At 65.2% G+C, this 23,569-nt stretch carries 19 protein-coding genes and 2 tRNA genes; 3 read left to right on the top strand and 18 right to left on the bottom strand.

The features are described 5' to 3' along the window. Positions 1-10: 10 nt before the first annotated feature. From ON20_RS06680 to ON20_RS06655, 6 genes are read right to left on the bottom strand one after another with little or no spacing between them, the layout of a single operon-like run. The gene (locus ON20_RS06680; protein ID WP_040834069.1) at positions 11-373 is read right to left on the bottom strand and encodes a hypothetical protein; all 363 of its coding nucleotides are present in this window, start codon (positions 371-373) and stop codon (positions 11-13) included. A gap of 34 nt (positions 374-407) precedes the next feature. Continuing rightward, the gene (locus tag ON20_RS06675; protein WP_040834068.1) at positions 408-1,085 is read right to left on the bottom strand and encodes a hypothetical protein; all 678 of its coding nucleotides are present in this window, start codon (positions 1,083-1,085) and stop codon (positions 408-410) included. Further along, complete coding sequence (locus ON20_RS06670; protein WP_245547083.1) at positions 1,082-1,459, bottom strand: YbaB/EbfC family nucleoid-associated protein; 378 nt, start codon at positions 1,457-1,459, stop codon at positions 1,082-1,084. Before ON20_RS06670 ends, ON20_RS06675 begins: the two co-directional genes overlap by 4 nt. After that, a complete protein-coding gene (locus ON20_RS06665; RefSeq protein WP_040834067.1) occupies positions 1,456-2,931 on the bottom strand; it encodes a PPE domain-containing protein in 1,476 nt (491 codons plus the stop codon). Before ON20_RS06665 ends, ON20_RS06670 begins: the two co-directional genes overlap by 4 nt. Before the next feature lie 31 nt (positions 2,932-2,962). Beyond that, positions 2,963-5,350 (bottom strand): hypothetical protein, encoded by a 2,388-nt coding sequence (locus ON20_RS06660; RefSeq protein WP_157228726.1) that lies wholly within the window; start codon positions 5,348-5,350, stop codon positions 2,963-2,965. 9 nt (positions 5,351-5,359) lie between these two features. Further along, positions 5,360-7,621 carry a hypothetical protein gene (locus ON20_RS06655; protein ID WP_157228725.1) on the bottom strand — a complete coding sequence of 754 codons (2,262 nt, stop codon included), beginning with the start codon at positions 7,619-7,621 and terminating at the stop codon, positions 5,360-5,362. Positions 7,622-7,953: 332 nt separating this feature from the next. On the opposite strand from ON20_RS06655, the gene ON20_RS36140 reads away from it, so the two are divergent. Further along, on the top strand, positions 7,954-10,197 hold the full coding sequence (locus ON20_RS36140; RefSeq protein ID WP_040834064.1) for a hypothetical protein: 2,244 nt from the start codon (positions 7,954-7,956) through the stop codon (positions 10,195-10,197). A gap of 84 nt (positions 10,198-10,281) precedes the next feature. On the opposite strand, the gene ON20_RS32885 is transcribed toward ON20_RS36140, so the two are convergent. From ON20_RS32885 to ON20_RS32880, 9 genes are all read right to left on the bottom strand, one after another. Further along, positions 10,282-11,409 (bottom strand): C40 family peptidase, encoded by a 1,128-nt coding sequence (locus ON20_RS32885; RefSeq protein WP_051161811.1) that lies wholly within the window; start codon positions 11,407-11,409, stop codon positions 10,282-10,284. 407 nt (positions 11,410-11,816) lie between these two features. Next, positions 11,817-12,611: an NlpC/P60 family protein gene (locus tag ON20_RS06640; protein ID WP_040834063.1), complete on the bottom strand. Its 795-nt coding sequence runs from the start codon at positions 12,609-12,611 to the stop codon at positions 11,817-11,819. An 89-nt stretch (positions 12,612-12,700) separates the two neighbouring features. Next, entirely contained in the window at positions 12,701-15,223 is a 2,523-nt protein-coding gene (locus tag ON20_RS06635; protein ID WP_040834062.1) for an ATP-binding protein, read from the bottom strand. Then, complete coding sequence (locus tag ON20_RS06630; RefSeq protein WP_174361863.1) at positions 15,223-15,816, bottom strand: hypothetical protein; 594 nt, start codon at positions 15,814-15,816, stop codon at positions 15,223-15,225. Before ON20_RS06630 ends, ON20_RS06635 begins: the two co-directional genes overlap by 1 nt. Then, the gene (locus ON20_RS06625; RefSeq protein ID WP_040834061.1) at positions 15,813-16,073 is read right to left on the bottom strand and encodes a hypothetical protein; all 261 of its coding nucleotides are present in this window, start codon (positions 16,071-16,073) and stop codon (positions 15,813-15,815) included. Before ON20_RS06625 ends, ON20_RS06630 begins: the two co-directional genes overlap by 4 nt. 19 nt (positions 16,074-16,092) lie before the next feature. After that, positions 16,093-17,034, bottom strand: a complete 942-nt coding sequence (locus ON20_RS06620) for a conjugal transfer protein (RefSeq protein WP_040834060.1) — start codon at positions 17,032-17,034, stop codon at positions 16,093-16,095. Between the two features lie 120 nt (positions 17,035-17,154). Next, on the bottom strand, positions 17,155-18,282 hold the full coding sequence (locus tag ON20_RS06615) for a GAF domain-containing protein (protein ID WP_040834096.1): 1,128 nt from the start codon (positions 18,280-18,282) through the stop codon (positions 17,155-17,157). 354 nt (positions 18,283-18,636) lie between these two features. Further along, positions 18,637-19,533 carry an ROK family protein gene (locus tag ON20_RS06610; RefSeq protein WP_040834059.1) on the bottom strand — a complete coding sequence of 299 codons (897 nt, stop codon included), beginning with the start codon at positions 19,531-19,533 and terminating at the stop codon, positions 18,637-18,639. A 49-nt stretch (positions 19,534-19,582) separates the two neighbouring features. Further along, positions 19,583-19,978, bottom strand: coding sequence for a hypothetical protein (locus ON20_RS32880; RefSeq protein ID WP_051161809.1), 396 nt, complete (start codon positions 19,976-19,978; stop codon positions 19,583-19,585). Between the two features lie 344 nt (positions 19,979-20,322). Between ON20_RS32880 and ON20_RS06600 the strand changes: the two genes are divergently transcribed. Beyond that, positions 20,323-21,105, top strand: a complete 783-nt coding sequence (locus ON20_RS06600; protein WP_040834058.1) for a MerR family transcriptional regulator — start codon at positions 20,323-20,325, stop codon at positions 21,103-21,105. A 41-nt stretch (positions 21,106-21,146) separates the two neighbouring features. On the opposite strand, the gene ON20_RS06595 is transcribed toward ON20_RS06600, so the two are convergent. After that, positions 21,147-21,220: transfer RNA gene (locus ON20_RS06595), tRNA-Pro, on the bottom strand. A gap of 40 nt (positions 21,221-21,260) precedes the next feature. Further along, a tRNA-Gly gene (locus ON20_RS06590) sits at positions 21,261-21,331 on the bottom strand. 418 nt (positions 21,332-21,749) lie between these two features. Here ON20_RS06590 and ON20_RS06585 point away from each other — a divergent pair. Further along, positions 21,750-22,694 carry a GGDEF domain-containing protein gene (locus tag ON20_RS06585; RefSeq protein WP_040834094.1) on the top strand — a complete coding sequence of 315 codons (945 nt, stop codon included), beginning with the start codon at positions 21,750-21,752 and terminating at the stop codon, positions 22,692-22,694. Positions 22,695-22,748: 54 nt separating this feature from the next. Here the strand turns inward: ON20_RS06585 and ON20_RS06580 are convergent, their stop codons facing one another. Next, the gene (locus ON20_RS06580) at positions 22,749-23,561 is read right to left on the bottom strand and encodes an Fpg/Nei family DNA glycosylase (RefSeq protein ID WP_040834057.1); all 813 of its coding nucleotides are present in this window, start codon (positions 23,559-23,561) and stop codon (positions 22,749-22,751) included. Positions 23,562-23,569: the final 8 nt, after the last annotated feature.

The following is a 23,569-nucleotide window of genomic DNA, read 5'->3' as shown; positions in this document are numbered from 1 at the left end:
GACTGCGCGGTCAATTGGCCCGGGTGCCGAACTCCGCTTCCTCCAGGGCACGGTAGGACGCCTCGGTCGGGAGCCCGAACGAGTCAATGGTGTAGGAGCGAGTGCCCTTCTCCTCCATTTCCTTACGCAGTCCCAGTCGCGACTTCATATGGGCCAATTTCGCGAGTTTCACGATTTCGGCACCCAACCATACATCGCCGTTATCGCGGGCGTCATCGGATATGTGCAGGCCCACGATCTCACCATCGCGGTCGCAGGCCACTCCCGCCGTGCCATCGGGATTGAACACCTCGTAAACCTTCCGGCTGTCCGCGGCGGGTGGTTGGTCGAGTTCGGCGTCCAGGTCGAAATCGTCGTCGTAGTCGTTGGTCATCGATGGCTCCCCACAATATCGGGCCGGGACGGTGTCAGCCGGCGATTCCGCCGAGGACGGAGGCGAGTTTCTCCCACGGTCCGTCGGCAATGGTCATGACATGGCTCAGCTGCCAGAATCTGGGCCCCAGATACATCTCTCCGAGACCGCCCGGGGATATCTCCAGGTAATCCGTGCTGTCCATGGGCGAGTTCATGGCGATCGTGGTCACCGGCGGTTTCCCATCGTCCACGCTGATGATCGACCCCCCGCCGCCCGGGATGAAACTCTTCTTGCATCGTGGGCTCGTACCGATGGCGATCTCGGCGCTGTTGGTGGTGAGCGTGATGTCCGGGTTCAACAGCAGTTGAGTGGCCCAGGACCGGGCTACCAATTCGGGCCGGTCACCGTTGACGGCGACCATCAACGAGCCGGCCAGATCCACCACCAACAGCGCGTCGTTATGCGTGATGCCCACGACGACAAGTCGGTTCGAGTGCTCCGCCGGGGCGGGTAGATCGTCCGCCGCGAGGGATGTGGCCTCGACACCGATACCTTTGTTCGTCGACGGGTATACGGTGATCAGCCCGGTGGTGACCTCGACGGTGTAGGCCACCACCGGACCCGAACTCTCCCCCAGCGCGGCCAGCCGGTTGAGACCTTCCTCGTGCAGCCAACACACGGCGTCGCTGGCGGATACGCCGCTCTCGTCGGTGACAGCGGCCCCCGTCACGACACCGTCTCCGAGGTCCGGCCCGATTCGGCGAGCTTACCGGATCCACTGCCCTCGGCCCCGTCCGCGGGTTCGTCGACGATCGTCGTATCCATGATCGTCCTGTACTGGCGGGCCGCGTCGGCTGTACTCTCGCGGATGGCGGCCATGATCTCGGCTGCCAGCTCCTCGCCGGTGAACCTGTTGACCGTGCCGGGTTCCAGGTAGAGGTTGGTCAGCCGGCCCATGGCGTCCACTTCCGGGATGACCAGTCCGCTGGGCGAAGGCCGGCGAGCCCGCACCGTATCGATGCGCTCGCGCATATCGGCGATTCGATGGCGTAGGTCGCGGGCGGCGGCCAGGGCAGCTTGAACATCGGGATGAATATCGCTCATGCGGTACCTCCGGAGCGGGTCGGCGCCTGATTGGGCGGCGGTGGTGTCGGTGATGTCACCGTGGGGGCAATGGTCGGACGTTCGCCGATCACAGGTTCGGTGTGCGGGGTGTCGTCTACGTACATCAGCCGGTCGGGATGCCAGGCGACCACCCGGTTCCGCTCGCCACCTCCGCCACCGTTCGCCCCGCCCATACCGGGAGACATCGGCATATACGGCATCATCGGCGAGCCGCCACGGCCATATGCGGTTCCCGGTGAGGAGGCGGCCGCCGACTCGAGAACCGGCACCCGGGGTGCCGCGCCGAGTCCGGTGCCGGTCGCCATACCGGTCCCGGCGACCATCGGCATCGCTCCCACCGCGACATCCTCTACCTGGGAGACACTCGGAACACCTCCAAGGGACGGTATTCCGCCGGTCCCCGGCGACGACCCGAGCGAAGGTATCCCGTAATCCGTTCCGTAGTCGTCGTAGGAGTCGTCATAGTAATCATCGGGGATGTCCGTGGTGTCCGACAGACCGTCCATACCCGTGCCCATCATGCTCATCAAGGTCGGCAGCATCTGCATGAGCGCACTGCTGTCTTGGGATCCGCTCCCCCCGGTTCCGTTTCCGGCGGCTCCGGTGGCTCCGGCGGCTTCGGTGGAATTCGCCTCTGCCGTGTACGAGCTGACGGTCTCGGCCGACCGTGCGTTCTGCTCCTGGAATTTCGCCAACGCCGCCTGCGTCCCGATCTCGTCCCGGGAGCGCATGGCACGCACGAGTTCCTTTCGCGCGGCGATGATCTCCTCGGGCGTGGGATGTTTGGCCTTCGCCTTGGCGAATGCGTTGCCATAGGCATCGGCGCTGTCGGCGAGCAGTTTCAATCCCGTCCCGAGCTCATCGAGCCGGCCCCGGTATTTGGTGAGTTTATCGGCCACCTCACTGCCAACCGGGGTCCAGCGCCGTAGTATCGACGCGACACGATCCATATCACCGCTCGCGATGGTGACGGTATCGCTAGCGAACGTCCGCACCGACTCGGCGAACCTATGTACCGGCCCTGGGCCCGGGCCGCTGTGCAGCTGCTGCGCGAAGACCAGAGGATCACCGGTAACACTGGTCATACTGCTCAAGTGTGGCGGCACCCGGCGATACTTCAGCGGCTCCACCGCAGGAACCGGATTCGTCATATCATGCCCGCCCCCCACAGCGGCGATCATTCGAGCTCCCCGCTCATCGGTGTCCGCGTAGCGCACGAGCGCGGCGCCGGTAGTGTGCGCCAATTCCTGTACGTTGTTCATCACCCCCACCACACCATTGAACAATCCCTCCGCCCACGCGTTCAACCCCGGAACGGCCTCCGCGGATTTGGGGTCGGTGCCCGCCGGCAACGCCCACCCCCGCGGCAGCGCCGCCCCTGTGTTCCTGACGAGTTCCGAGATCTGCACAGCGCCCGCCGCCTGCTCGCCGAGATCGATGTCCAGTGCCATCACCGTCTCCTCTCATCCATCGACGAGCCGTTCACGCCGGAGCCACGGCCAAGGGTGCGTCGGTCGCCGTGACCGTGGACTGCTGGTCGTCGACCGGCTTCGCGGTGTCGTCCTTGCCATTCGACGCGGCGAGTTCGATACCCGGCGGATGCCTGAACCCGGTGAACTGCCCGAATTCACCGGCGCTGTCCGACATTTCCGGCGTGAACTTCTTCAACTCGCCATTGACCACCGCTTCCAAGGTGCCCTCTTCGCCGGAGCCGAACGCCACCAGGATCGCGGTGCGGTCGTCCCAGGTCGCGACGTCGCCGGTCATAAGCTGGTATGGATCCACCCGATCGCCTATCTCCTTCTTGTCCTTCCACTTGGCCTTGGTATCGGCGTACGCCGCCTGGGCGTCGGTGCCCTGGATATTGGCGAACGCCTTGTCCAAGACCTGCGCCACTGTCGGGGAGACCTTCTGAGTGCGGCCGTCCGGGAAGGTATAGAGCACACTGCCGTCGGCGTTCGGCGTGCGCGGGGGCGGCCCACCGGCCGGCGACGTCGAAGCTCCGGTCGGAGGTGTGCCGTGCGTCTGTCCGGATGGTGTCGCGGCAGCCGGTGTCGCGGCCGGTGTCGCGGCGGGCGACGTGGATTGAGCGGACCAGGGTGTGGTCGCGGCGGGCGGGGCGACCGGCGGGGGTGCCGTGGCCGCGCGGTCCCGCTCGTAACGTGCCGGGTCGAGATACCGGCTACCGGCCAGATCGTCGCCCATCGTATTCCCCATCAGCATCGACGGCAACAGTGAACTCAGCAGGGGGCCCATCGTGTCCACGGGGGGAGGAGCCACCGCAGGGATCGCCCCCGGCGTGTTCATCCCTGGCGTGGGGGGCGGATTCACCGCCGGATCCGATGCCCGTCGGTCCAGTCGATCGATGGCCTTGTCCAGATCCGCTGGGTTCGTGCCCGTTTCGTCGACGCCAGGAGGTGTCAGACCCTTGATATCGGAGGGATCTGTGAGCCCTGAGTTGGGTGGCTTGGGCCACAGAGAGGGGTCGTTCGTACTGTCCGCGAACCTGTTGACGGAGTTGTTCAGATCCTCCGTGGCCTTCTTGTCGCCCGCGGTAGGATCCGGGACGCCGTTCGCGGTGCGCTGGTATTCCCCGATCGCTTTTTCGATGAGTTGGATCAGTTCACTGAGAGCCGGCGTCGCGAGCTCGAGAAAAGTGACATCTTCTTTGTCGGGGATCTCGACCATGGTACGGTTCACGCCGCGGATCAGGTTTCCGATATCCTCCTGCCCCTGCCGAGAGATTTTCTCCGTATCCGTTATAACTTCCAGGAGGCGAGCATCCGAGGTCTTCAACGCATCGGTTGCGTCGTTGATCGCCTTTACCGCCTCGGCATAACCGGCTCCCGTCTTGCTTCCCTGCGCCAGACCGGCCGGAGCCGCCGCTATTTTCGGGGGAGGTGTGGGTTGGAGCTCTTTTTTGTTCTTGGGATCCCCGAACAGCTGATAGTAATCCACGAGGGACGACGCGAACGATTGCGATGGGCCGCCGTACCAGGTTGCGAGGTGCGGAGCCAACTCGACGGGATGCACCAGAAAGCCGAGGCCCTGAGCGGTGATGGCGGGATCGGGTTTGAACGGGTCCTGCCACATCAAGCCGGCCTGAGTGGCCGCCTCGAGTCCAGCCCACTTCAGGGGGACGGCCTGTACCGCGCCCGGGGGCTTGTCGCCACCCTGCTCATCACCATTGAACGGGTTGTATCCGCTCTCCCACCCGAGGACCGCCAGGGCGGAACCCAGGCCGACAAAAGAACCGGGAACTATCTTGTGATACCATTCGACTTTGTCGCCTTTAGCGAAGAGTCTCTTGTTCCACCCGTCTTTCGCCTCCTTTGATTTCTTGGCTGCAGCCAATTCCGATGCGCCCTGCTGCTCCTTGCTCTTGGCATCCGAGAGCTCTTGTCTCAACCGCCTGAGTTCGTCTTTGGCATCATCGATATTGCCCCTTAAATCATTTAATTTATTTTGTTGCTTCCCGTTTAAAGTACCAGAATTTTTTCTTTGCCATTTCTTGAGCGCGTCAGTAGCATTCTTTTTGGCGGTTTCCCCACTCTTCACTGCAGCCTCGGCTGCTTCTCTGGCTGCCTCCGGTTCTCCCGCCTTGGCAACCCTTTCGGCCGCCTTCGTCACGCTTTCGGTCATGCGCCTGCCGAAGAACCCACCCAGGAAGCGGCCCGCCACACCACCGACACCACCGGCAAATGCCGCGGTGAGAGCGTCCCCGCTGAGCGAGAATCCGTGTTCGGACCAGTAGCCGGCAACTCCGCCGACCGCGCCGCCGGCGAACGATGCTATGAGCGCGCCGCCCGGCATGATCGCGGTCACACCAGCACTCACCGCGACATCGACGACGAACGACTTGATATCCAATGCGCGCTCCTACACAGGCGCGGTAGCGACAGCCTGCTCGGCCGCTGCCGCCGGCGGGGTCTGCGCACCCGGCACCTCCGGCGCCGAGGCCTTCTTCTCGATACCGGGCGGGTGGAAGAACCCGATGAACGGACCGAACTCACCCTGCCCATCACGCATCTCCGCCGCCCCTGCCACCGGTTGCAACTGGCCGTCGACCACCGCTTCGAGCGTTCCGCTGGTCTCCGTTCCGAACACGACCAGCAGGGCGTTGCGGCCTTCCCAGACTCCGACGTCTCCCGTCATCAGTTGGTAGGGATCGACTCGGGTGCCGATCTTCTTGATGTCGGTCCACTTCGCCGAGGTATTGGCGTAGGCCGCCTGCGCGTCGGTTCCGACGGCATTGCCGAACGCGGCGTCCAGGGCATGAGCGACCACCGCGGACACCTCTTGCGTACGACCATCCGGGAAGGTGTACACCCGGTTTTCCTCCGTGGCGGGCGACTTTCCGGTCACGATAGGAGCCGCGGACGAAGGCGGTGCCGACACCCGGCCGCCGGGCCCGGACTGGGTGGTCGCCGGCGGAGTCGACGCCGGGGCCGTCGGCGAAGCCTGCGGGGACGGCGCCGGAATCGGCGTCTGCTCCGAGCGGTCCCGATCCCGGTCCTTGTCCCGCCGCCGGAGCTCGTCCTCCCGCTGCTGCTGACCACGCTGCTGATTCTTCGCCATGGCGCCCATCATCGTCTGCATCAGCATGGGCAGCATCATCCCTTCCAGCCCCGAACTCGGCGTGGCCGTCGGTGTCGGCGTCGGCGGCACCGACGGCGCCGATGACGGCGGCACCGACGGGTAACCGTTCTTCCCCGCGTTTCCCAGGGCATCTCGCGCCGCCGGGTCCCGGCCATCCGTACCCGACTTCGACCCGTCCTTTCCGTTCTTCGAGGGATCGGTGAGGTCCAACGTCGGTGGAGTCCCCCACTTCGGATCCGGCGACGTTCTCGGATCCGGCGAGGTTCTCGGATCCTGTGTCCCGGGCGGGTCCTGCGTCCCGGGCTTGTCCTGGGTCTTCGGCCCGGGCTTGTCCTTCGAGTCCGGCGGGGGCTTGATATCGTCCGCGAGCTCCTGGAACTTCGCCGCCCACGCTCCCACGATCCCCTCGTTGGTCGCATACACCGACTCGAGCAGATTCAGCACGTAATTGTCCTCGCTCGGATCCTCACCCAGCGAGGATGCCGGCGCGATCCCTCCGCTGCTCTGAGCAGAGATCCCGGTAAACGTGAATTGGGGGATACTACCGTTCTGTCCGGCCTTCTGGTAGTACAAGGCCTTCTCGCCGATCTCGTTGAAATTGTGTGGATGAATACTGGCGAACTGCTTGAGTGCGTCGACCGAACTGTTGAGGTCTCCTTTGCCGGCCCGGCAGTACTCCTCGGTCCGTTTGACGGCCTCGGCAACCTGCGTGTCGGCCATCCGCAGTGCCGTGAACCGCTCCTTCAGGTCGTTGACCCTTGCTTCATAGTTCTGGATATTGGCGGCCTTCACCTGATTCGGGTTCAGCCCATGGACCTCGAGTTCCTTGGGCAACTCGGACTTGCCGGGCTTCTTACCGAAACTGCTCCATAGATCGGAATAAGTCCCCGGCAATTTCTCGTAATTCGATTGCATCGGAGGGGAAAGCTTTGCCAAATCTGTGGGCCATGACTGCTGGGACCCGTCCGGCATATACACCTGGTGCATACCTTCCGGAGGATCTCCAATGGGAGAAATGGGAATCAAGCCATAGCTTTTCTTATCCTCCTCCCCACCCCCAGCTATATTAAAATCAAAGTTTTTGTCCAGCAAATAAAGGCCACCTGAGCCAAGCATAGTACCAGTTGTGGAGAGACCCAGGTTCGAACGCCTTTGCACCATCGAAAAGTAGGCGCGAGTGCGGGAGATATTCAAAGCATTGCTTACGCGGCCAACAGAGCCGATCGGCGAAAAGTTGCTCATCGCCACTCTTTTCATCGCCCAGGCTCCACCTCCCCGGAAAGCCGCCCCTCCGATACCACCGAGCACCCCCCCGAGAGCACCCATCGTCGCGCCGGCAAGCACATCCTCCCCTTTGCAGTAGGCGGCGATTCCACCTGCGGCAGCGCCGACCAACGCAGCACCAACGGGACCGCCCAGGGCGAAGCCGGCCGCGCTTGCCACGCCTACCGCGATACCGTCCCAATTGTCTTTCGTCCAGTCCCAAGCACCCCCGGCAACCGTGGAAACACCCTCGGCGATCGAATCGAACAGGCTACCCATGGACTCACCTACCCGCTCGCTGCGCCGTCACCGGCCGTATCGCCCTACTTGTGGCGCACTGAGCCCATGGGAAGGCCCCGCAAGTCCTGTGCAGGCATTCGACCATGCGCCCGACTCCCTTCCAGACGCACCTATTGTCGATGATTCCCATCACAGGGAAGCGGCATTTCGACCGAACCAGTCAGGATAGTGGTCTTCGACTGTCGGACCCGTGCGTGCCGCACGACCTGGACCACCAGACCATCCCCGAAGGGGGGACCGAAGCAGGAGGAAGTAGCCGATGAGCCTCCGCTGCCCCATAATTCGATACCCCGGACCCGAGACCGACTGATATGACCGAGACCGCCCCCGACTGGGACCCACTGCGCTGGTATCCGGACATCGTCGTCCGGCGGTGGCGCTCCTGGCTCGCCGCCCGGCCGGGGCGGCGGCGCCTGTTGTGGGCCTTCGTACTCCTGCTCGCATTCGTCGTGTTCCCCGCCGTCATCGGCGCTATCGCTTCCGCCCAGACCGGTAGCGGAGTGTCCCAGATCGACGGCCTCAGTTGGATGAATATCCGGGATTCGAACGGTGTGCCGCTGTCCAGCTATCAGTTCGTCACCGACCAGGGCAACATATTCAACCCCGCCAATACGGTGTTGTGGGCCATACTCGGTCTCGAGTTCGTCGGGTACATGGCTATCGTCACCACCGCGATCTGGGTGGTGACCTACGCGTTCAGCTTTCAATGGCTGGACATGTTCGCCCGGGCGTTGACCGGTACCGCCGACGCTCTCGCACGGCAGATCGCCACACCGATCGTCCTGATCACCGCGGCGACCCTCGGGGCCTTCTTCGTGGCGTGGTTCGTCGCGCGCGGGTTTCACGCCAAGGCGACCATGCAGGTCGTCACCATGCTGGCCGTGGCGATCCTCGGCCCGATCATGCTCACCGACCCGCTCGAGGATGTCCTGTCCTCCGACGGACTGCTCACCAGGGGTCGCGATGTGGGGATCTCGGTGGCCGCGGGGCTGAACGGGAACGGCAATCCGAATCCCCACCAGCTCGTCACCGTCATGCAGCACGATCTGGCCGACAACTTCGCTCGTAAACCGGTGCAGGTGTGGAATTTCGGCCACGTGGTGGACCGTAGTGGAGCCTGTGAGGCCGCGTGGTCGTCCGGAGTGCTGTCCGGCGAGGCCGACAATGTCAAAAAGGCCGTCAAGAACTGCGGGGACTCCGCCGCGCACGCCAAGGCGTCCAATCCCTCCGTCGGACAGGTCGGAACCGGTCTCGTACTCCTGATCTGCGGCACGCTGCTACTGCTGTTCGCGGTAGTCCTGGGTATCAAGGTCATCAAAGCGGCCCTGGACACCGTCTACCACGGATTCATGGCGATATTCGGCTTCGCCGCAGGAGGTTTCGTCTACGGCCCGACTCAGACCTTCTTGGTCCGCAATGTGGTCGACGGTTTCATCGCCGCTGCGCGAATGACCGTCTATACGATATTCCTCGGCGTGTATGTCCTGTTCATGGGCAATCTGTTCAACCAATCCCGCGATCAGGTGATGGCGGTTATCGTCATCGCCTGCGTGGTGGAGATCGTGGCCATCCTCCAGATACGCCGACTCGGCAATAGCCTGAGCAAGGGCAACGGCTGGGTCGCCAACCGTTTTGCGCTGGCGATCCAGGGCGGCCAAGGTGGCCGGGGCGGCAGCGCACTGGGAATGGGCGGCGGCGGAGGCGGCGGAGGCGGCGGAGGTATGAGCTCCATCGCCGCCCTGGGCGCGTTGAATACGTTCAATGCCTCACCGTTGGTCGGTTGGCTCGCAATGCGAACGTCGAGTCCGCTGAGCCCGCTGGCATTCGGCAGGAAAAGGTCCGATCTGGCCAACATCAGGACGGCGCAAGCACGCATAGATACGTATCACTGGGGCGACCTCGGCCGCGCGAACTGGCAGCGCAAAGCGTTGCAGCGTGCCGGCAACCTGGGCATGCACGACCCGCTCGGAGTCGCGAACGCTCTCGACGGCCTCGGCGACAGTAAGGTTCCGGACGGCTTCTTGGCCCCTACGCTGCTCCGCACCGGCGCAGAACACGATGTCGTCATCCAGGCGCAGCGAGCGGTCGCCGTGCAGAAGGCGAGTATGTCGCAGAACCCCTTCGGTTTCGCGCCGCTGCAGAAGGCGATCGCGGCAGCGCGCGCGGTCAACAACCATATCGACGGTGTCCCCTACGAGGCTCAACGGGCCTTCGCCGCCCAAGCGGTCATCGCGGCGGACAACTTCTTCAGGCACACCAATGCGCCGATACCCGGTATGGCGATCGATCACGCGTTCATCGGCCGAGTGCGCCGCAACTGGGATTCGGATACCGCACTGCGCGCCGCGATCACCGGGAACGAGTGGAACAATGTCGGGCGCAATACTCGATGGGCCATCGCAACGGAAGCCGCGACCGCACATCGCAACGCCGCACACGCGTACTACGCGAATCCCACTCAGGCCAACCGCACGGAACTGACCCGGTGGGCCACCCGAATCGCCAACCTCGACCATCTCGACCCGGCCTCGGGGCTCGATCCCTGGGATCCGTAAACCGCCCCACCGGTATTCGTGCCGATGCGGCGATTGGTCCGTATCGGCACGGACACCACGCGGCGCACAAGCGGCGAACCTGCCCTACCCCGTCATGCGGGCGGCCTGATATTGGGAGGGCAGCGATGTCGTGGTCACGTATTTCCCACGCCCTGGAGCATGGACGCACTGACCGTTTCCGATGTAGATCATCACGTGGCCGGGTTGCCCATTCGCGAAATTCTTCCCGGGGAAACTGTCCTTGGGGAAGATGAGATCACCTGGCTTGAGGGAACTCACCCTGGGCAGCTTGTTGTAGTATCCGGCAGCGGTTGTGCGGTCGATGTTCACCCCTGCCTGCCGGGCCGCATAATACACCAGCCCGGAGCAGTCGAAACCGTTCGGCCCTTCCGCGCCCCACACGTAGGGCTTACCGCGCTGCTTGAGCGCCGCCTCCACCATACGCTGGGCCTTGGTGGACGCGCCGGAATCGGTGGACGCGCCGTTGTATCCGGCGGAGACATCGGTACCGGCGATGTTGTACAGGTATTGGTTGGTGAGCCGATCGATCGCCGTGGCGGTGTCACCGGCCTTGGCCTGGCCGCCCGCTACGATCGTCTGCGCCTTCTTCAATGCCGCGGTCAGGATCTTTCGGACCTGCTGATGTCCTTCCTTGGTGTACGCCTGCACACCCAACTCCGACAGCGCCGCGTTCAGCGCCGCGTTCACTTCCCGGATCAACGACCTGACGGCCTGCTTGTCCACCCGGTTCGACCCGGCCATCCCTGTGATGTAGTTGGCCAGTTGGTTGTCCAGATTGTTGAACGCGATGGCAGCGTTCGCCTGGTACAGCTGCCGGGCCTTCACCATGGTCGCGGTCTCCCCCGAACCCACCGAACCACCGGAGGTATCACCCGACGAACCACCGGAGGTACCATCCGACGAACCACCGGAGACACCCAACTCATCCCGCAGCTGCTGGACCTTCGGGTCATCGGTCGGCCCATCGCCGTACACCTCGGCCAGCATGTCCAACGCGGCGAGCGCGCGCTCGGTCTCCGGTGTCATCCCCCCGCTCTGCCCGGCCGCCCCCGCCTGGGGCGAGCCGGCAGCACCACCGCTACCGCCGCCGCCCAGCAGGCCCGACAACGCCGATCCGAGCATCGGCAACAGTCCCGCCCCCGCCATCAACGCCATCGGTGCCATATCCGCCAGCAACTGGGGATCCACCACAGGCCCCGCAGGCTCGGCTTGAGGGGGACCGGGTTCCTCGGATTTCCGAACCTCCGGTAACGGCGCCGAATCCCCTGCGGCCGGTGCGGCAGGTTGGCCCGGATCCGCGGGCGGAGGAACTTCCGCGGGCGGAGGAGCCACTGCTCCCGATGGTGGTGCGGTTGCTCCTGCCGGGGGAGCCACCGTCCCGGGTGGAGCGGATGGCGCCGGAGTAGCCGGATTTGACGCGGTGGGTGGCGGCTGCCCGGCCGGCGCCCCCGGTGCCGTACCGGGATTGGCCGGGCTTCCCCACTTGCGTCCTCCCCGCTGCCATGGGATAGGCGACTCACGCGACTCCTTGCCGGGCGATTCACCTTCCCCCGCCTCGACCTCGGGGTCCGTAACCGGTGGCCCTACTTCGGCACTCGTCATCGCCTACCGCCCAACACCCGTTTGACCAGGACATCACGGCTCGTCGGAATCGGCTGACGGACGAACCGGCCGCCGCCGGGATCGCCCGCCACCATTTCCTCGGGGCCGACTGCGACACCCACTCGTGTCGCCGCCGCGTTGCGGAAGTCCCAGAAAACGAGATCCCCCGCGGATATCGCGGATGAATGAACCCGCCGACCGCAGTGACTCTGCTGCCCCACCGTCTCCGGCAGCACGACAGCCCGGGCCGATCCGTTCGGATCACCGCATCCACTCGGATTCGTATCCGATCCCGCCGGTGTCCTCAGCACAGCGCACCTCCCACTCAGCGCGGCCGCCGACGCCGCATAGATCACATCGCGTGTCATGACGGCCGAATCACCGGTCGCGTTATCGACATAGTGGAACGCGAGTTCTTGCGCGCATACGACCGCGATCCCGGTATTCGGCTCCCCGACGTCTCCTGGTGGCTGGTACGGAGCCGATTTCAGCGCGGAAACACAGGCCCGGTCGCGGTCGGTGATATTCGGATCGTCCGGTTCGAGCGTCAGCGATACGTACGGGTTGGTGCTCGGCAGAGGCGACGGCGAAACCGTTGCGCGGGGGGTCGTGGTCGCCGTCACGGTGACCGATGGATCGATACCGATGGCGCTGTCGCACTGGTTCCGATAGTCCAACGCCCCGTTGGAGACATGGTTTCCCACGGTCATCAGTGGAGTGAACAGGCACAGCCCGCACGACGCGAGCAGCACCACCAGTACCACGATCAGGTTTCTGACGGATTTGTCCATGGATATCGCTCGGCCCGACCGCGGTCAGCGCATCACGGAACCGACCGGCACCGCAGCGAGAGCGGTACCCGCCACCACGATATCGCCACTCATCGAACCACCTCCGGTTCCCGCTGTTCCGACCGACCGGCAAGTGTCGGCGTACTGGTGATGGCCGCGGCTCGGTCCAGTCGCGCCGGTCCCAGCACCTTCCCGCGTCCGATCCGGTTCAACGCGTCCCGCATGAACATCTCCCCGCGCCGCTCCTCCGGAACCTGCCGTCCCGGCCCCACCGGCGGTGAGGTCTCCTCTCGCAGGATCGACAGCAGAAACGGCGCCTCCTCCAGATCCACCCCGAGCCATTCGAGGCTGTTCCGAGCCAGCGTCTCGTCCCGCTGACGGAAGACGAACCGGTTGGGGATCAGGTTGTGTGCCGCGCCCTGGAAGTCGGTGGCCGGATCGTGCGACGCGAGTCCGATGGCCGCCAGATGCTTTCGACCGTCCCGGCTGAAATCGGAGGTCACCGCAGCACCGACCTGGGTTTGAGTGAAGTGGTGGGCCTCGTCTCCCACCAGCAGTCCGAAGCGTCCGTTATCGGACAGGAACGCCTCGCGGGCCGTCACACCGACGAGTTCGTACAACGCGGTCCCGAGCCGTTTCGTCAGGGGCAATCGGTTGTACAGGTGCGGGGTGGTGAGTTCTTCCGCGCTCGGCAGGGCGAGTTTGTGGCTGCGGACCACGGTGGCCGCGGCATCGAGCCGCAAGGGGCGCAGAGTCGGATCGAACAGCACCGGGACGCGTTCGACAATGCTGCCCAGCCGCGCCGCCAGGTCGGTGTATTCCTCGGATACTCCTGGTTCGTCCCGCAGCCGGCACACCACCCGGTACAGGTCGAGCATGCTGTGAATATTGTGCTGGGCGATACCCTTCTGCGATAGCAGTGAGCTGATCGCGGCACCGGCGCCGGAGGTGGGCGACAGGTCGAGCAGCGGCAGGATGGAGTCGAGCGCGCGCTCCCCGGCCACTCGTGGATCGAACAATCGCAGCGGATCCAGCGAGATCGACGGATTGGCGAGATCGATGACCACCGCGTCGTCGATCGCGGAGGCGAAATGCTCCCATTCCCCCACCTGACTGCGGTCGATGGCGAGGAACTGTCCGCCCATATCGTGTACCAGCACCGCGATCAGCTTCAGGAAATACGATTTACCCGAGCCGAGCTCGCCGGTGACCGCGAACGATGCCGACAGGTCGTGCAGCGCCGCTTCCATGATCCCGAAATGAATGGGCTCGAAATTCCCCGACAGCAGGTTGATGCCGATCACCGGCCCGCTGTCGTCGCCGATCTGGCTGGTGGTGAACGGCACGAAACCGGCCCACATATCCGAGGGCACGATATGCGCGAAATCGTCGAAAGCGCGGCGGTGCGGACTGCCCGGAACCAGCATCGACCACAGGTCCACCTGCGCGCCCACCGGTGCGGTCATCTCCACCTGGAACCGCTTGTAGCGGCGACGCAAGGTGTTCACCGCGTCCATGGTCGCGTCCTGGGTGGAACCGCCGACCGCGATCACCGTGGTGAACGACACCTCGGATTCGCCACCGTTCATCTCGAAGTGCTGGTTGTATTCGCCCAGCATCTGCGCCTTGGACATGAGTGTGTTCTGCGCGAACGAGACCTCCTGGTCACGCTGGTCCATCTGCTCACCCAGCCGACGCAGATTCACCTCGTTGTTCTTCAACACCACATCCGCCGGCTTGGTGGAGATCCGCATCCCCCAGTCGATGGTGACATCACCGAGACCTTCGACCACCGTGAGGAATTCGCTGCCCCCGGGGAACGCCATCCCGGCGTACGGGAACGACCGCGGGGTGAGCATGGCCTGGTAGGAGGGGCGGTACCCGGAATCCGGCTGTACGACCTTGATCACCGGCACGAAGGAGGGCCGCAACCGACGGTTGCTGTCGGTGCGCGCGCCTTCGTCGAGCGCGGCGGACCGGAACACCGCCGCCGTCGCGTCGTCGAGGGCACCCGCCCGGGTCGGCGCGACCGGGTCGTTCACCGCGCCGCGGGCCAGGTAGTGCTCCCACAGCCACTGGAACATGGCGGCGGGCACCGGCACCGGGTCGAAGTCGGTGCCGATCCGAGACAGGATCTCGTTGGCCTCGTCGTCATATTTGTCCAGCTCGGCCCGCGACAAGGCGGTAGCGTCGATGGTGGGGGTGCTGCCCCGCCACATCCGCGACAGTGCCGACATACTCGCGTTGGAGGCGCCCACCGGAATCGACAGCAGGAAGATCCTGGTCTGCGGCGCGATCGCCCGGACCCGCTCGAACGAGGCGACCACCTCGTCGGCGTAGTCCTCGCATTCGTCGAGGTCTATGCCCTCCACCATTTTGCTCAGCACGTCGATGGTGTTCTGACGGGCTTGTATGCCGAGCAGCAAAGACCCATTGGGCAGGTTGTTGATCAGCGCGTGGTGCGCCAGTTTCACGTCGAATTTATCGCTCGCCTTGCGCAGACCGTACCCGAGCGGGCTGATGAAATACGTCGCGGTGACAAGCCCTGAATGGGTGAACTGAAGGTGGCCGCGAATGGCAGCAGTGGGCTGTAGATCTCGGTTGAATCCCATCAGCGTCTCTCTCCGGCTGTCGCTCGCACCCCGTTACCGTTGGTCATGGCCCGCCAACTCGACGACGAGGCGATGGCTTTCATCACAGGGGCATTCGCCGCGAATTCGGCGCGGTTGCGGTCCAATAGATCTCGAAACAGACCGTTCGGTTGTTCGTCCTTCACCCGCACCGACCGGGTGGCCGGATCGCGGTCCGGCAGGATGAGCACAACGGTTTCCTCGATGAACATGGTGAGCCGGCCCGACTCCGGCGATACCGGCATACCGGAGGCGGAGACCGGTCGCGGGTCCACGATCAACCGCCCCCACCACCACACCCGGGAGATCAGCCGAACACCGGTGTAGGGGATCAGGCCGAGCAGGAACGCGATCACCACGGTGAAGACCACACCGATGATAAAGGTGACCGCGGGATTCATCGGCAGGGTCAACGCACAGACCGAGGTGAGCAGCAGGCCCACGGCCACCCCGGCGACCTGCGGCAGGGTGTACGGCCCGAACGGCAGTTTCTGCCCGTTCTGGGCCTTGCCGATTACGGTGGGAACCCGTTTGATCGGCGTGAAGACCTTGACAACCTGCTGCGCCTGGGTCATCGATAACTACCGACGGGGTGATCGGGGACGATGATGTTGGCGTCGCTGCGAGCGTAGTTGACGAGGGTGGGCAGCATCCAGAACAGTACCGCGGCCAGGATCGCCGATCCGGCCACGCCGAGGATCTTGGCGGGCGAGAGTTTGGATTTGGCGGCTTCGGCGATCAACACACCCATACTGATAATGGTGATGAGGATCAGTCCCGCCCAGCGGATGAAGACCAGCACGCCATAAAGGATGTTGCTCAGATTGCTCATGGTGCTTGCCTCTTCTGCTTCAGTTCTGCGTGGCCGGCGGTATCGACACCGTCGTGGTAGGTGGTGTGGACGAGGCGGAGGCCTGCCCCGGTGTGTTCTCCTGTTGCGCGACCACGGCCAGGGGATTCGACAGGGCGGGTATCGGATCGATGGTCCGTACCTGCCATTGGCCTTCGCCACGCACCATGGTCAGCGGATAGGCCAGGGACGGCATAGTGCCGCTGTCGGCCTTGGGGGAGACGGTCGCGAGTACCCGTGCACTGGAACCGGTGGTGCCACAGGCGGACTGGTCGGCCGCGACGGTCACGGTGACGAGTGCGGTATAGGGCGGTGGAGCCAAGGGCGCGATACCGGAATCGACGGTGACGTAGCGAGCCACATCGCCGGAGCCGGTGAGGAAGGCGTTGAGAAAGCCGGTGGCCACCTGGGCGAGCGGAGTGTCCTCGGCGCAGGGCGAGGAATAGGCCTGCGCCAGTTCCGGCCCGACGGCGGGAGGTTCGATCGCCGTGGGGAACGTCAACGCACGCAGCCGTCCCTCCGAGACCAGCACCGGCACCCGGTAATAGTGACGTGCCTGGTCGGGCCCGGGCCGGCCGGTATTGACCGAGACAGTCACCGCCCACACCTCTACCGAGCCACTGTTCAGGCTCCGGGTGGTGTACACGACGAGCGGGTCGCTCACATGTTGCGCGGTCTTCGGCAGAGTGACCTGCTCGGTCCCACCGACGAATCGGGCCAGCCGGTCCTGCTGCCCTGCCGACGCACCGAGGTAGGTGACGACGAAGTCCTGGGCGAACGATTCCGCGAGCCGCGCATGCCCGAGGGTTGTGATGGTGGATTCGTCGCCCGGCGGCGCGGGGTCGGCGGAGAACAGACTGAATATCGCGTGTCCACCCCCGAGGACGGCCAGGACGGCCAGGACGGCGACCACTATGTTGTCCCGCCGACGGCGCGCGGCCATCTGGCGAAGCAAAGCCTCGCCTGAATCTGCGCGTCCGCCGGCCCCTGTCCTCACTCTCGAAATGGTAGAGAGCACTGTGGTCGTCACCGTCCCCACTGTTCCCAGAAGTGGGGACATAGATCAGGGCACTGTGCTGCTTCGCAAGTGCCCCGACAGGCGGTACCGGAGTTGGTCGTCGTAGCCGATCGGCGTATCCGATGCGGCCGACCCCAGACGAGCCGGATCCGGCTCGACCACCGGGGTGCCCTCCTCCGCCACCCGAACCAGTTGCGCGATGGCGAGCTCACGCGTGGAGAAACCGGGATAGGGATACAGCAACAACGAGGTCGGCGTGTAGCCGCCGCTGTAGTTGAGTGTTCGCACCGTCACCCCCGCGGTATCGCCGGCACGGACGCGGGCGCCGATTTCGATCAATCGGAGGCGGTCTTCGTGGTGGAATACGTCCACCGGACGGAACAGGTAGTCCCATCGGATCCATGGCGCGGGCTCGGTGAGCCAATGCGAGATGCTGGTATGCGCCAACTGGACCACGGCGATGTGATTGCCCGCGCGACGGTGGGCTTCCCGCAGTCCGACGCTTTCCAGCGTCGGCCAGACCGCCGGTTCGTCGTCCGTACTGACGTCCTCGATCAGCCACCAGGCTCCCCGGGTGCGGTTGTCGTCACGCGCCCGGATGCTGACCCGCCACCGGGTGGCGCGCCCCGCCGAATGCATTATCGACACATCGAACTGGAGTTTCTCTTCCGACTCGGGGCTGTAGAGCAGGTCGAGCACTTCGGCGTGTCGGTCGAATGTCGTGATTCGGTGGAAGAACTCGGCAATGGACAGCCGCGGCACATATTCCTCGGGCGCGATACCCGACAGCCGCGTGATGCCGCTCGGTAGCTGAATGGTCTGACTGGCCAGATCCCAGATGGCGCCGACGGCCACGGGCTGCGGCGGCAACTGCGCCGCTTCGGGACCGGCCCACAGCTGCACGGCGTGCACATCACCGGCGGGTCCGAACACCGGGCGGATGAGCAACCGGTGCGGGCCGGACGCGGTGGGGATCGTCGAGTCCACATCGTCCGCCTGTTCTATGGCGGTGCGGATGACGTCGATGAGATCGCGGGTGGTGAGCCCGTCATAGAGGGCGGGCGTCTTCGCCAACTGTCGTTGCAGCACCCGCCGCCAATCGACGAAACGACGCGGCTCATCCCCCACGGAGACAACCGAAAAACCTTCCGGTGCCAGTGTTTCGATCGTCACCCAGGGGATCACCACGCCACTTCTCTCATCGCCTGTGTCTGTCCAGCCATCCACGATCGTTGCCCCATGTGAGACACGTACCGCAAGTGCAATGTACCGTTGCCCAGCGGCACGTTCAATAGTGAGCCCACGGCGCGCAAAAGCGGCTCGACGTGGCGAATCGAGCGGCTACGGCACCCCCTCCGGTCGCATACAACACACCTGATACGTAATCGTTTGTAGCACAAGCGATCTTGGATCAATATCCCTGGACAGCCCGGGAGCGCACAGCTCCCCGCAACGCACGAGTTCGTCACGGTTATCCGCATTGGCAAATATCCGGCCAACCGCGGAGGCGGATCGACGGGATCGAAGTCAGTTCTCCTGGGATGATGACAACGCGAGTACTCCCGCCCCCGCCAGCAGCCCGACATCGCCCAGTTCCGAGGGCACCGCCCGCAATCCCGGCAGGAAACTGAGCCGGGCATGCATGGCCATGGTGCTCTTCAGCGGTTTCCACAGCGCCGTCCCCGCTTGCGTGAGTGGACCACCGATCACCACACGGTCGAGATCCAACAGCGCCGCCACCGAAGTGATGGCACGCCCCAGCGCGGTCCCGGCCCGTTCCAGCGCCGCCACGGGAACCGGATCGCCTTCTTCCGCACCGGCTACCAGCGCCGGCAGCGAGGCACCGCCCCAGCCCTGACCGTTCGCCCAGCGCACCAGGGATGCCCCACCGGCCACGGATTCCAGACAACCACGGCCGCCACAGGTGCACGGATCATCGAACCCGGGCACCAGCACATGTCCGATCTGCCCGGCATTACCGGTTCGTCCGACGACGACGAAACCACCGACCATCACCCCACCCACGATCCGGTCCGCGACGATCATCGATATCGAGTCCATGACATCCCTGGTCCCCCCGAAATGGCGTTCGGCCAGTGAGAGACATACGCCGTCGAGCGCCAGATTCACCGCGGCCGTGGGGAACAGCTTCTTCACGGAGTCCACCAACGGGAAGCCGGCCTCCCACTCCGCGATCTCGGCGGGCGCCACAACCCCGGCGGCCATATCGAGCGGGCCGCTCGAGGCTATCCCCACACTGACGACCTCCCGGCCCGCCGCGGTATCGAGCAGCAGCTCCTTGCATTGTTCCCAGGCCTGACGCTCGGGTACGGGAATCTGCCGTACCCCCTCGGCGCCGACATTGTCGGCGATTTCGATGGCGGCGAACCGGCTGGGCCCGATCTCCAGGGCGAGGACTGTCATCTATACACCCACCAGAACTAGTTTCTTCGACAAAGACCCCCGCCCACGGTCAGACTCCGGTTCCGGTGGGCCGCAGCGGACGGCCGAGGACGATATGCCGCTGCGGCACACTCGTCACCGACTGGCTGGGTAGCGGCCGGCCGCCGTTGCGGATGATCCGTAGCGGACGTTTGTGGTCGACCGGAACCGTGCGGTGCCGGTCGAGGTTCTCGATGATATTACCCGAGTTGTCGTAGGCGATCCCCGCCCAGATCATCGCGCGAGGACCGTCGCCGCGGTCGATGAGTGTCTGCACCAATTGACGGCACTGCGCGATGATCGGACAGCTGTTGCAGGTCCGCACGGCGGACTGCCAGGCATCCGGAGTACCGGTGTCCAGATCCCAGCTGTCCGGAAGATCCGCACACGGAGGACGTTGCGCCGACTTGACGGGGAGCGTCGTCACTTCTGGGGCGTGTACCGAAATCTTCTTGGGTGCAAGGGAACTCGTTGCGCGCGAACGAATCTGCACAGTGCGCATGGCCATCTCCGGAACTGCCGAGGGCATGACCGAACTAGCGGTGTGTAGCCCGTTGGTCGGGAGGTTCGTCAGGGCTGCTCGACAGTCCCCGGAATGCAGTTGATGTTAGCTGCACCACGCACGGTAGCTCACGGTCGAGCGCCGGGCAACCGCCCTTACCGTTATGTAACGCTCTGTTGACCTGCGATATGACTGTTCTGACCACTGGGTAACGGTTCATTCCTTTACGACCCGTTTATCTATGGCACAGATTATGGTTTCCTATACATATGTCTGGAGAGTCCGAGTACACGATCGACGAGCTGGCGCGGGCCGCCGAGACCACCGTGCGCAGTGTCCGCGTGTACCACGAGCGGGGGCTCCTGCCGTCGCCCGAAGTGCGTGGACGGATCGGGTACTACGGAAGCGACCACCTCAATCGACTGCAGACGATCAGCCGGCTACTCGGCCGGGGCATGAAGCTGAACGGGATCAGGGAGCTGCTCGCGGCCTGGGACCGCGGCGACGGGCTGGCCGAGGTCCTCGGCGTCACCGATACCCCGGCCGACGGCTCCGCGGAGCAACCGGCCGCCAATGGGACCGCGAAGGGCTCCGCAGAGACCGCGGCACCGCCGAAGTCGGAACCCGCCCCCCCGAAGTCCGACCCCCGTGCGGAACTGCCCGACTACGTACAGCAGGCGCTGACCTCCGACGGCGATCCGTTCGATGTGTACCGGATCGCCAACCCACGCTGCTGCGATCTGGCGACCCGCCTGACGGACGCCGGTCTCCCGCCGCAGGAGACCTTCCATCTGGTCGAGCGCCTCCGGTCCGACTGCGACCGCATCGCCGGCCGCTACGCGAACGAGCTGTTCTACGTTCTGGCGGGTCAGAACTACGAGAGGTCCGAACGCAGCCCCAAGGACCGCACCAAGCTGGAAACCGAACTGGCCATCGCCCGGCTCATCGCCACCCGGGCCGCGTCGGAGCTGATCGACCAGGCATTCGGCCGCTACGCCGAACTACCGACCGCGGCGCTGCCCGCGCAGGCGAAACAGGCATTCGGCCAGTAGCGATACCCCCGGTATCCCCACCACGAAACCGTGAAAAGGTGTCGGGGTGACAGGATTTGAACCTGCGACCTTCCGCTCCCAAAGCGGATGCGCTACCAAGCTGCGCTACACCCCGTGACTTCGCCCGGGGCCACCAGGCGAGCATGCCGCGTACGAGCGGGTGACGGGAATCGAACCCGCACCATCAGCTTGGAAGGCTGAGGTTCTACCATTGAACTACACCCGCAGGCATACGACACCGATGGGATCGCCACGATGTCGTGTGCATGAGCGACTGTACCCAATCACACTTTCCCTACGCCAATCAGCCCCCCGCCTGTCGTGGCGACACCTCGGCCGCCCCGCGTGAACGAGCACCGCGCGAACGAATGGCAATCGGATGGCGCACAAGCGGTTCGGCCGCGATCGCGGCGGGAGACAATTTCCCCCGAAAGGCGAGAACTTGTTGCATATCGGGGTTATTGGGGTCGGATCCGCTTGCTACCATCGTCGTGCTGGAGCGGGGTAGCTGGAAAGGGGGCGGTGAGCGTGCACCCGAGCAAGGTGGACCATCCGCATTGCGGTAGCGAGGATCGGGGTCGGTTCGGAACCCACTCGGGCAGCGGCCGACCACACGCCGACGCCGTCCGTCCGCGGTGATCGGCATGGGCACCGACACCACCCCACCGATTCGCGAGGCCGCCAGGAAATGGGCGACCGCCGCATGTACCCAGGCCGGCACCGAGGTACGGCCGCACGATGTCGAACCTGTCCTCGTCGAGATCATCGAGCGGCTGCTCGAGCTCGCCGCGGCCGAGCCCTTCCCGATCCTTCCCGCGCGACGACTGGGGGCGCGGCTGTGCGCCGCCCCGTGTGAGCGCATCAGGATGTTGGCCCTGTCCACCCGTACGCTGCTCGGCTTTCCCGCTGGTCCCCGGGGGTCGCTGGTGGCCACGCGGTGGCCGCTGGTCGCCAGTCAGGCCATCGACAGCTACGCCCAGGCCCTCCAGGAACGGGCCCTGGCCGAACAGAAGCAGAATCTGTCGGCGGCGGTATCGCTGCGGGTTCAGGAAATCACCGCGTTACAGCACCGCTTACAGCACGAGGCCACCCACGACGCGCTCACCGATCTGGCCAACCGGACCCTGTTGCGGGACCGGGTCCGGCTGATGGCCGGCGACCCGAACCGCGGGGTCGGGCTGCTGGTGGTGGATCTGGACCGGTTCAAGCAGATCAACGACGGTTATGGGCACGCGGTCGGCGACGAGGTGCTGGTCGAACTGGCCATCCGGCTGCGGAAGGTGTGTCCGCCCGACGCCGTGGTCTGCCGGTACGGCGGAGACGAGTTCGTACTGGCGGTCAACTCGACCCACAATGTGGGCGAGCTGGCCCGCCGGATCGTGACCACCCTGAACGATCCGGTGTGGTCCTCGGCGGGCCCGGTTCCGGTCTCGGCGAGTGTGGGCACCGCCTGCGCCCCGCCGGGGACACCATGCGAACTCGACGAGCTGCTGCGTCGGGCCGATCAGGCGATGTACTCGGCGAAAACGGCGGGCGGCCGGCGGTTCGTGCATGCCGAGGCCGACGAGGTTCCGGCCGTCGCCGGCTGACGCGACGGTCGGCCGCACGCGGCCGGCGCCGTTGCGGGTGGCGGCCGAGTCGGATCACTCCGGCTGGCACGTCGGGCACCAGAAGAGGTTCCGGCCCTCCAGCACCGAATGGGTCACCGGGGTCACGCAGATCCGGCACGGTTCCCCCACCCGCCGGTAGACGTAGGTGCGCGGCCGATCCGGCGCGTACGACGGCGCGCCGTGATCATGTTCGGGCCGCACGACGTGCATTTTGCCGCGCCGCACCCCCACCCGCATGAGCTCCACCAGATCCGACCAGATCGCCGCCCACTCCCGTGCGCTCACCGAGGTGCCCGGTCGGGCGGGGGATATGCCGTGACGGAACAGCACTTCCGCCCGGTAGACGTTGCCGACACCGGCCACGATTCGCTGATCCATCAGCAGTGAGCCGATCGGCCGATGGGAGCGGTGGATGCGCTGCCATGCGCGGTCGGGGTCGGCGTCGCGGCGCAGCGGGTCGGGACCGAGCCGGTCGATCAGCGCGGCGACCTCCGGCGGGGTGAGGATCTCGCAGGTGTTCGGGCCGCGCAGATCGGTGCCGAAGCCGATACCGTCGCGTCCGGTGCCGTACATCCGCATCCGCACCTGCCCGACCGGCTCGCCCATCGGCAGCGTCGACTCCGTGAAGGCGCCGTACAGCCCGAGGTGGATATGCACGGTCAGGTCCGACTCGTATTCGTGTAACAGGTGTTTGCCCCACGCCTGCGCCCGCACCAGCACTCGGCCGTCCACCAGGGCGGCCCCGGCGGCGAACTTGCCCTGTGGGCTGGATACCCGCACCACCCCGCCGCTCAGCCGCCGCTGATGCAGACGTGCCAGGCGGTGCAGGGTGTGACCTTCCGGCACCGTCGACG

Origin of the sequence: Nocardia brevicatena NBRC 12119 (assembly GCF_000308495.1) — a bacterium.
Taxonomy (GTDB): Bacteria; Actinomycetota; Actinomycetes; order Mycobacteriales; family Mycobacteriaceae; genus Nocardia; species Nocardia brevicatena.
The sequence above is the reverse complement of the archived record's forward strand: the minus strand, read 5'-3'. Positions and strand labels throughout refer to the sequence as shown.

Coding starts and splice junctions, on each gene's coding strand:
- ON20_RS06665 (WP_040834067.1), bottom strand. CDS start 2,931: ATGGCACTGGACATCGATCTCGGCGAGCAGGCGGCGGGCGCTGTGCAG.
- ON20_RS06630 (WP_174361863.1), bottom strand. CDS start 15,816: ATGACCCAGGCGCAGCAGGTTGTCAAGGTCTTCACGCCGATCAAACGG.
- ON20_RS06680 (WP_040834069.1), bottom strand. CDS start 373: ATGACCAACGACTACGACGACGATTTCGACCTGGACGCCGAACTCGAC.
- ON20_RS06670 (WP_245547083.1), bottom strand. CDS start 1,459: ATGAGCGATATTCATCCCGATGTTCAAGCTGCCCTGGCCGCCGCCCGC.
- ON20_RS06585 (WP_040834094.1), top strand. CDS start 21,750: ATGGGCACCGACACCACCCCACCGATTCGCGAGGCCGCCAGGAAATGG.
- ON20_RS06625 (WP_040834061.1), bottom strand. CDS start 16,073: ATGAGCAATCTGAGCAACATCCTTTATGGCGTGCTGGTCTTCATCCGC.
- ON20_RS06610 (WP_040834059.1), bottom strand. CDS start 19,533: ATGACAGTCCTCGCCCTGGAGATCGGGCCCAGCCGGTTCGCCGCCATC.
- ON20_RS06640 (WP_040834063.1), bottom strand. CDS start 12,611: ATGGACAAATCCGTCAGAAACCTGATCGTGGTACTGGTGGTGCTGCTC.
- ON20_RS06620 (WP_040834060.1), bottom strand. CDS start 17,034: ATGGCCGCGCGCCGTCGGCGGGACAACATAGTGGTCGCCGTCCTGGCC.
- ON20_RS36140 (WP_040834064.1), top strand. CDS start 7,954: ATGACCGAGACCGCCCCCGACTGGGACCCACTGCGCTGGTATCCGGAC.
- ON20_RS06655 (WP_157228725.1), bottom strand. CDS start 7,621: ATGGGTAGCCTGTTCGATTCGATCGCCGAGGGTGTTTCCACGGTTGCC.
- ON20_RS06600 (WP_040834058.1), top strand. CDS start 20,323: ATGTCTGGAGAGTCCGAGTACACGATCGACGAGCTGGCGCGGGCCGCC.
- ON20_RS06635 (WP_040834062.1), bottom strand. CDS start 15,223: ATGGGATTCAACCGAGATCTACAGCCCACTGCTGCCATTCGCGGCCAC.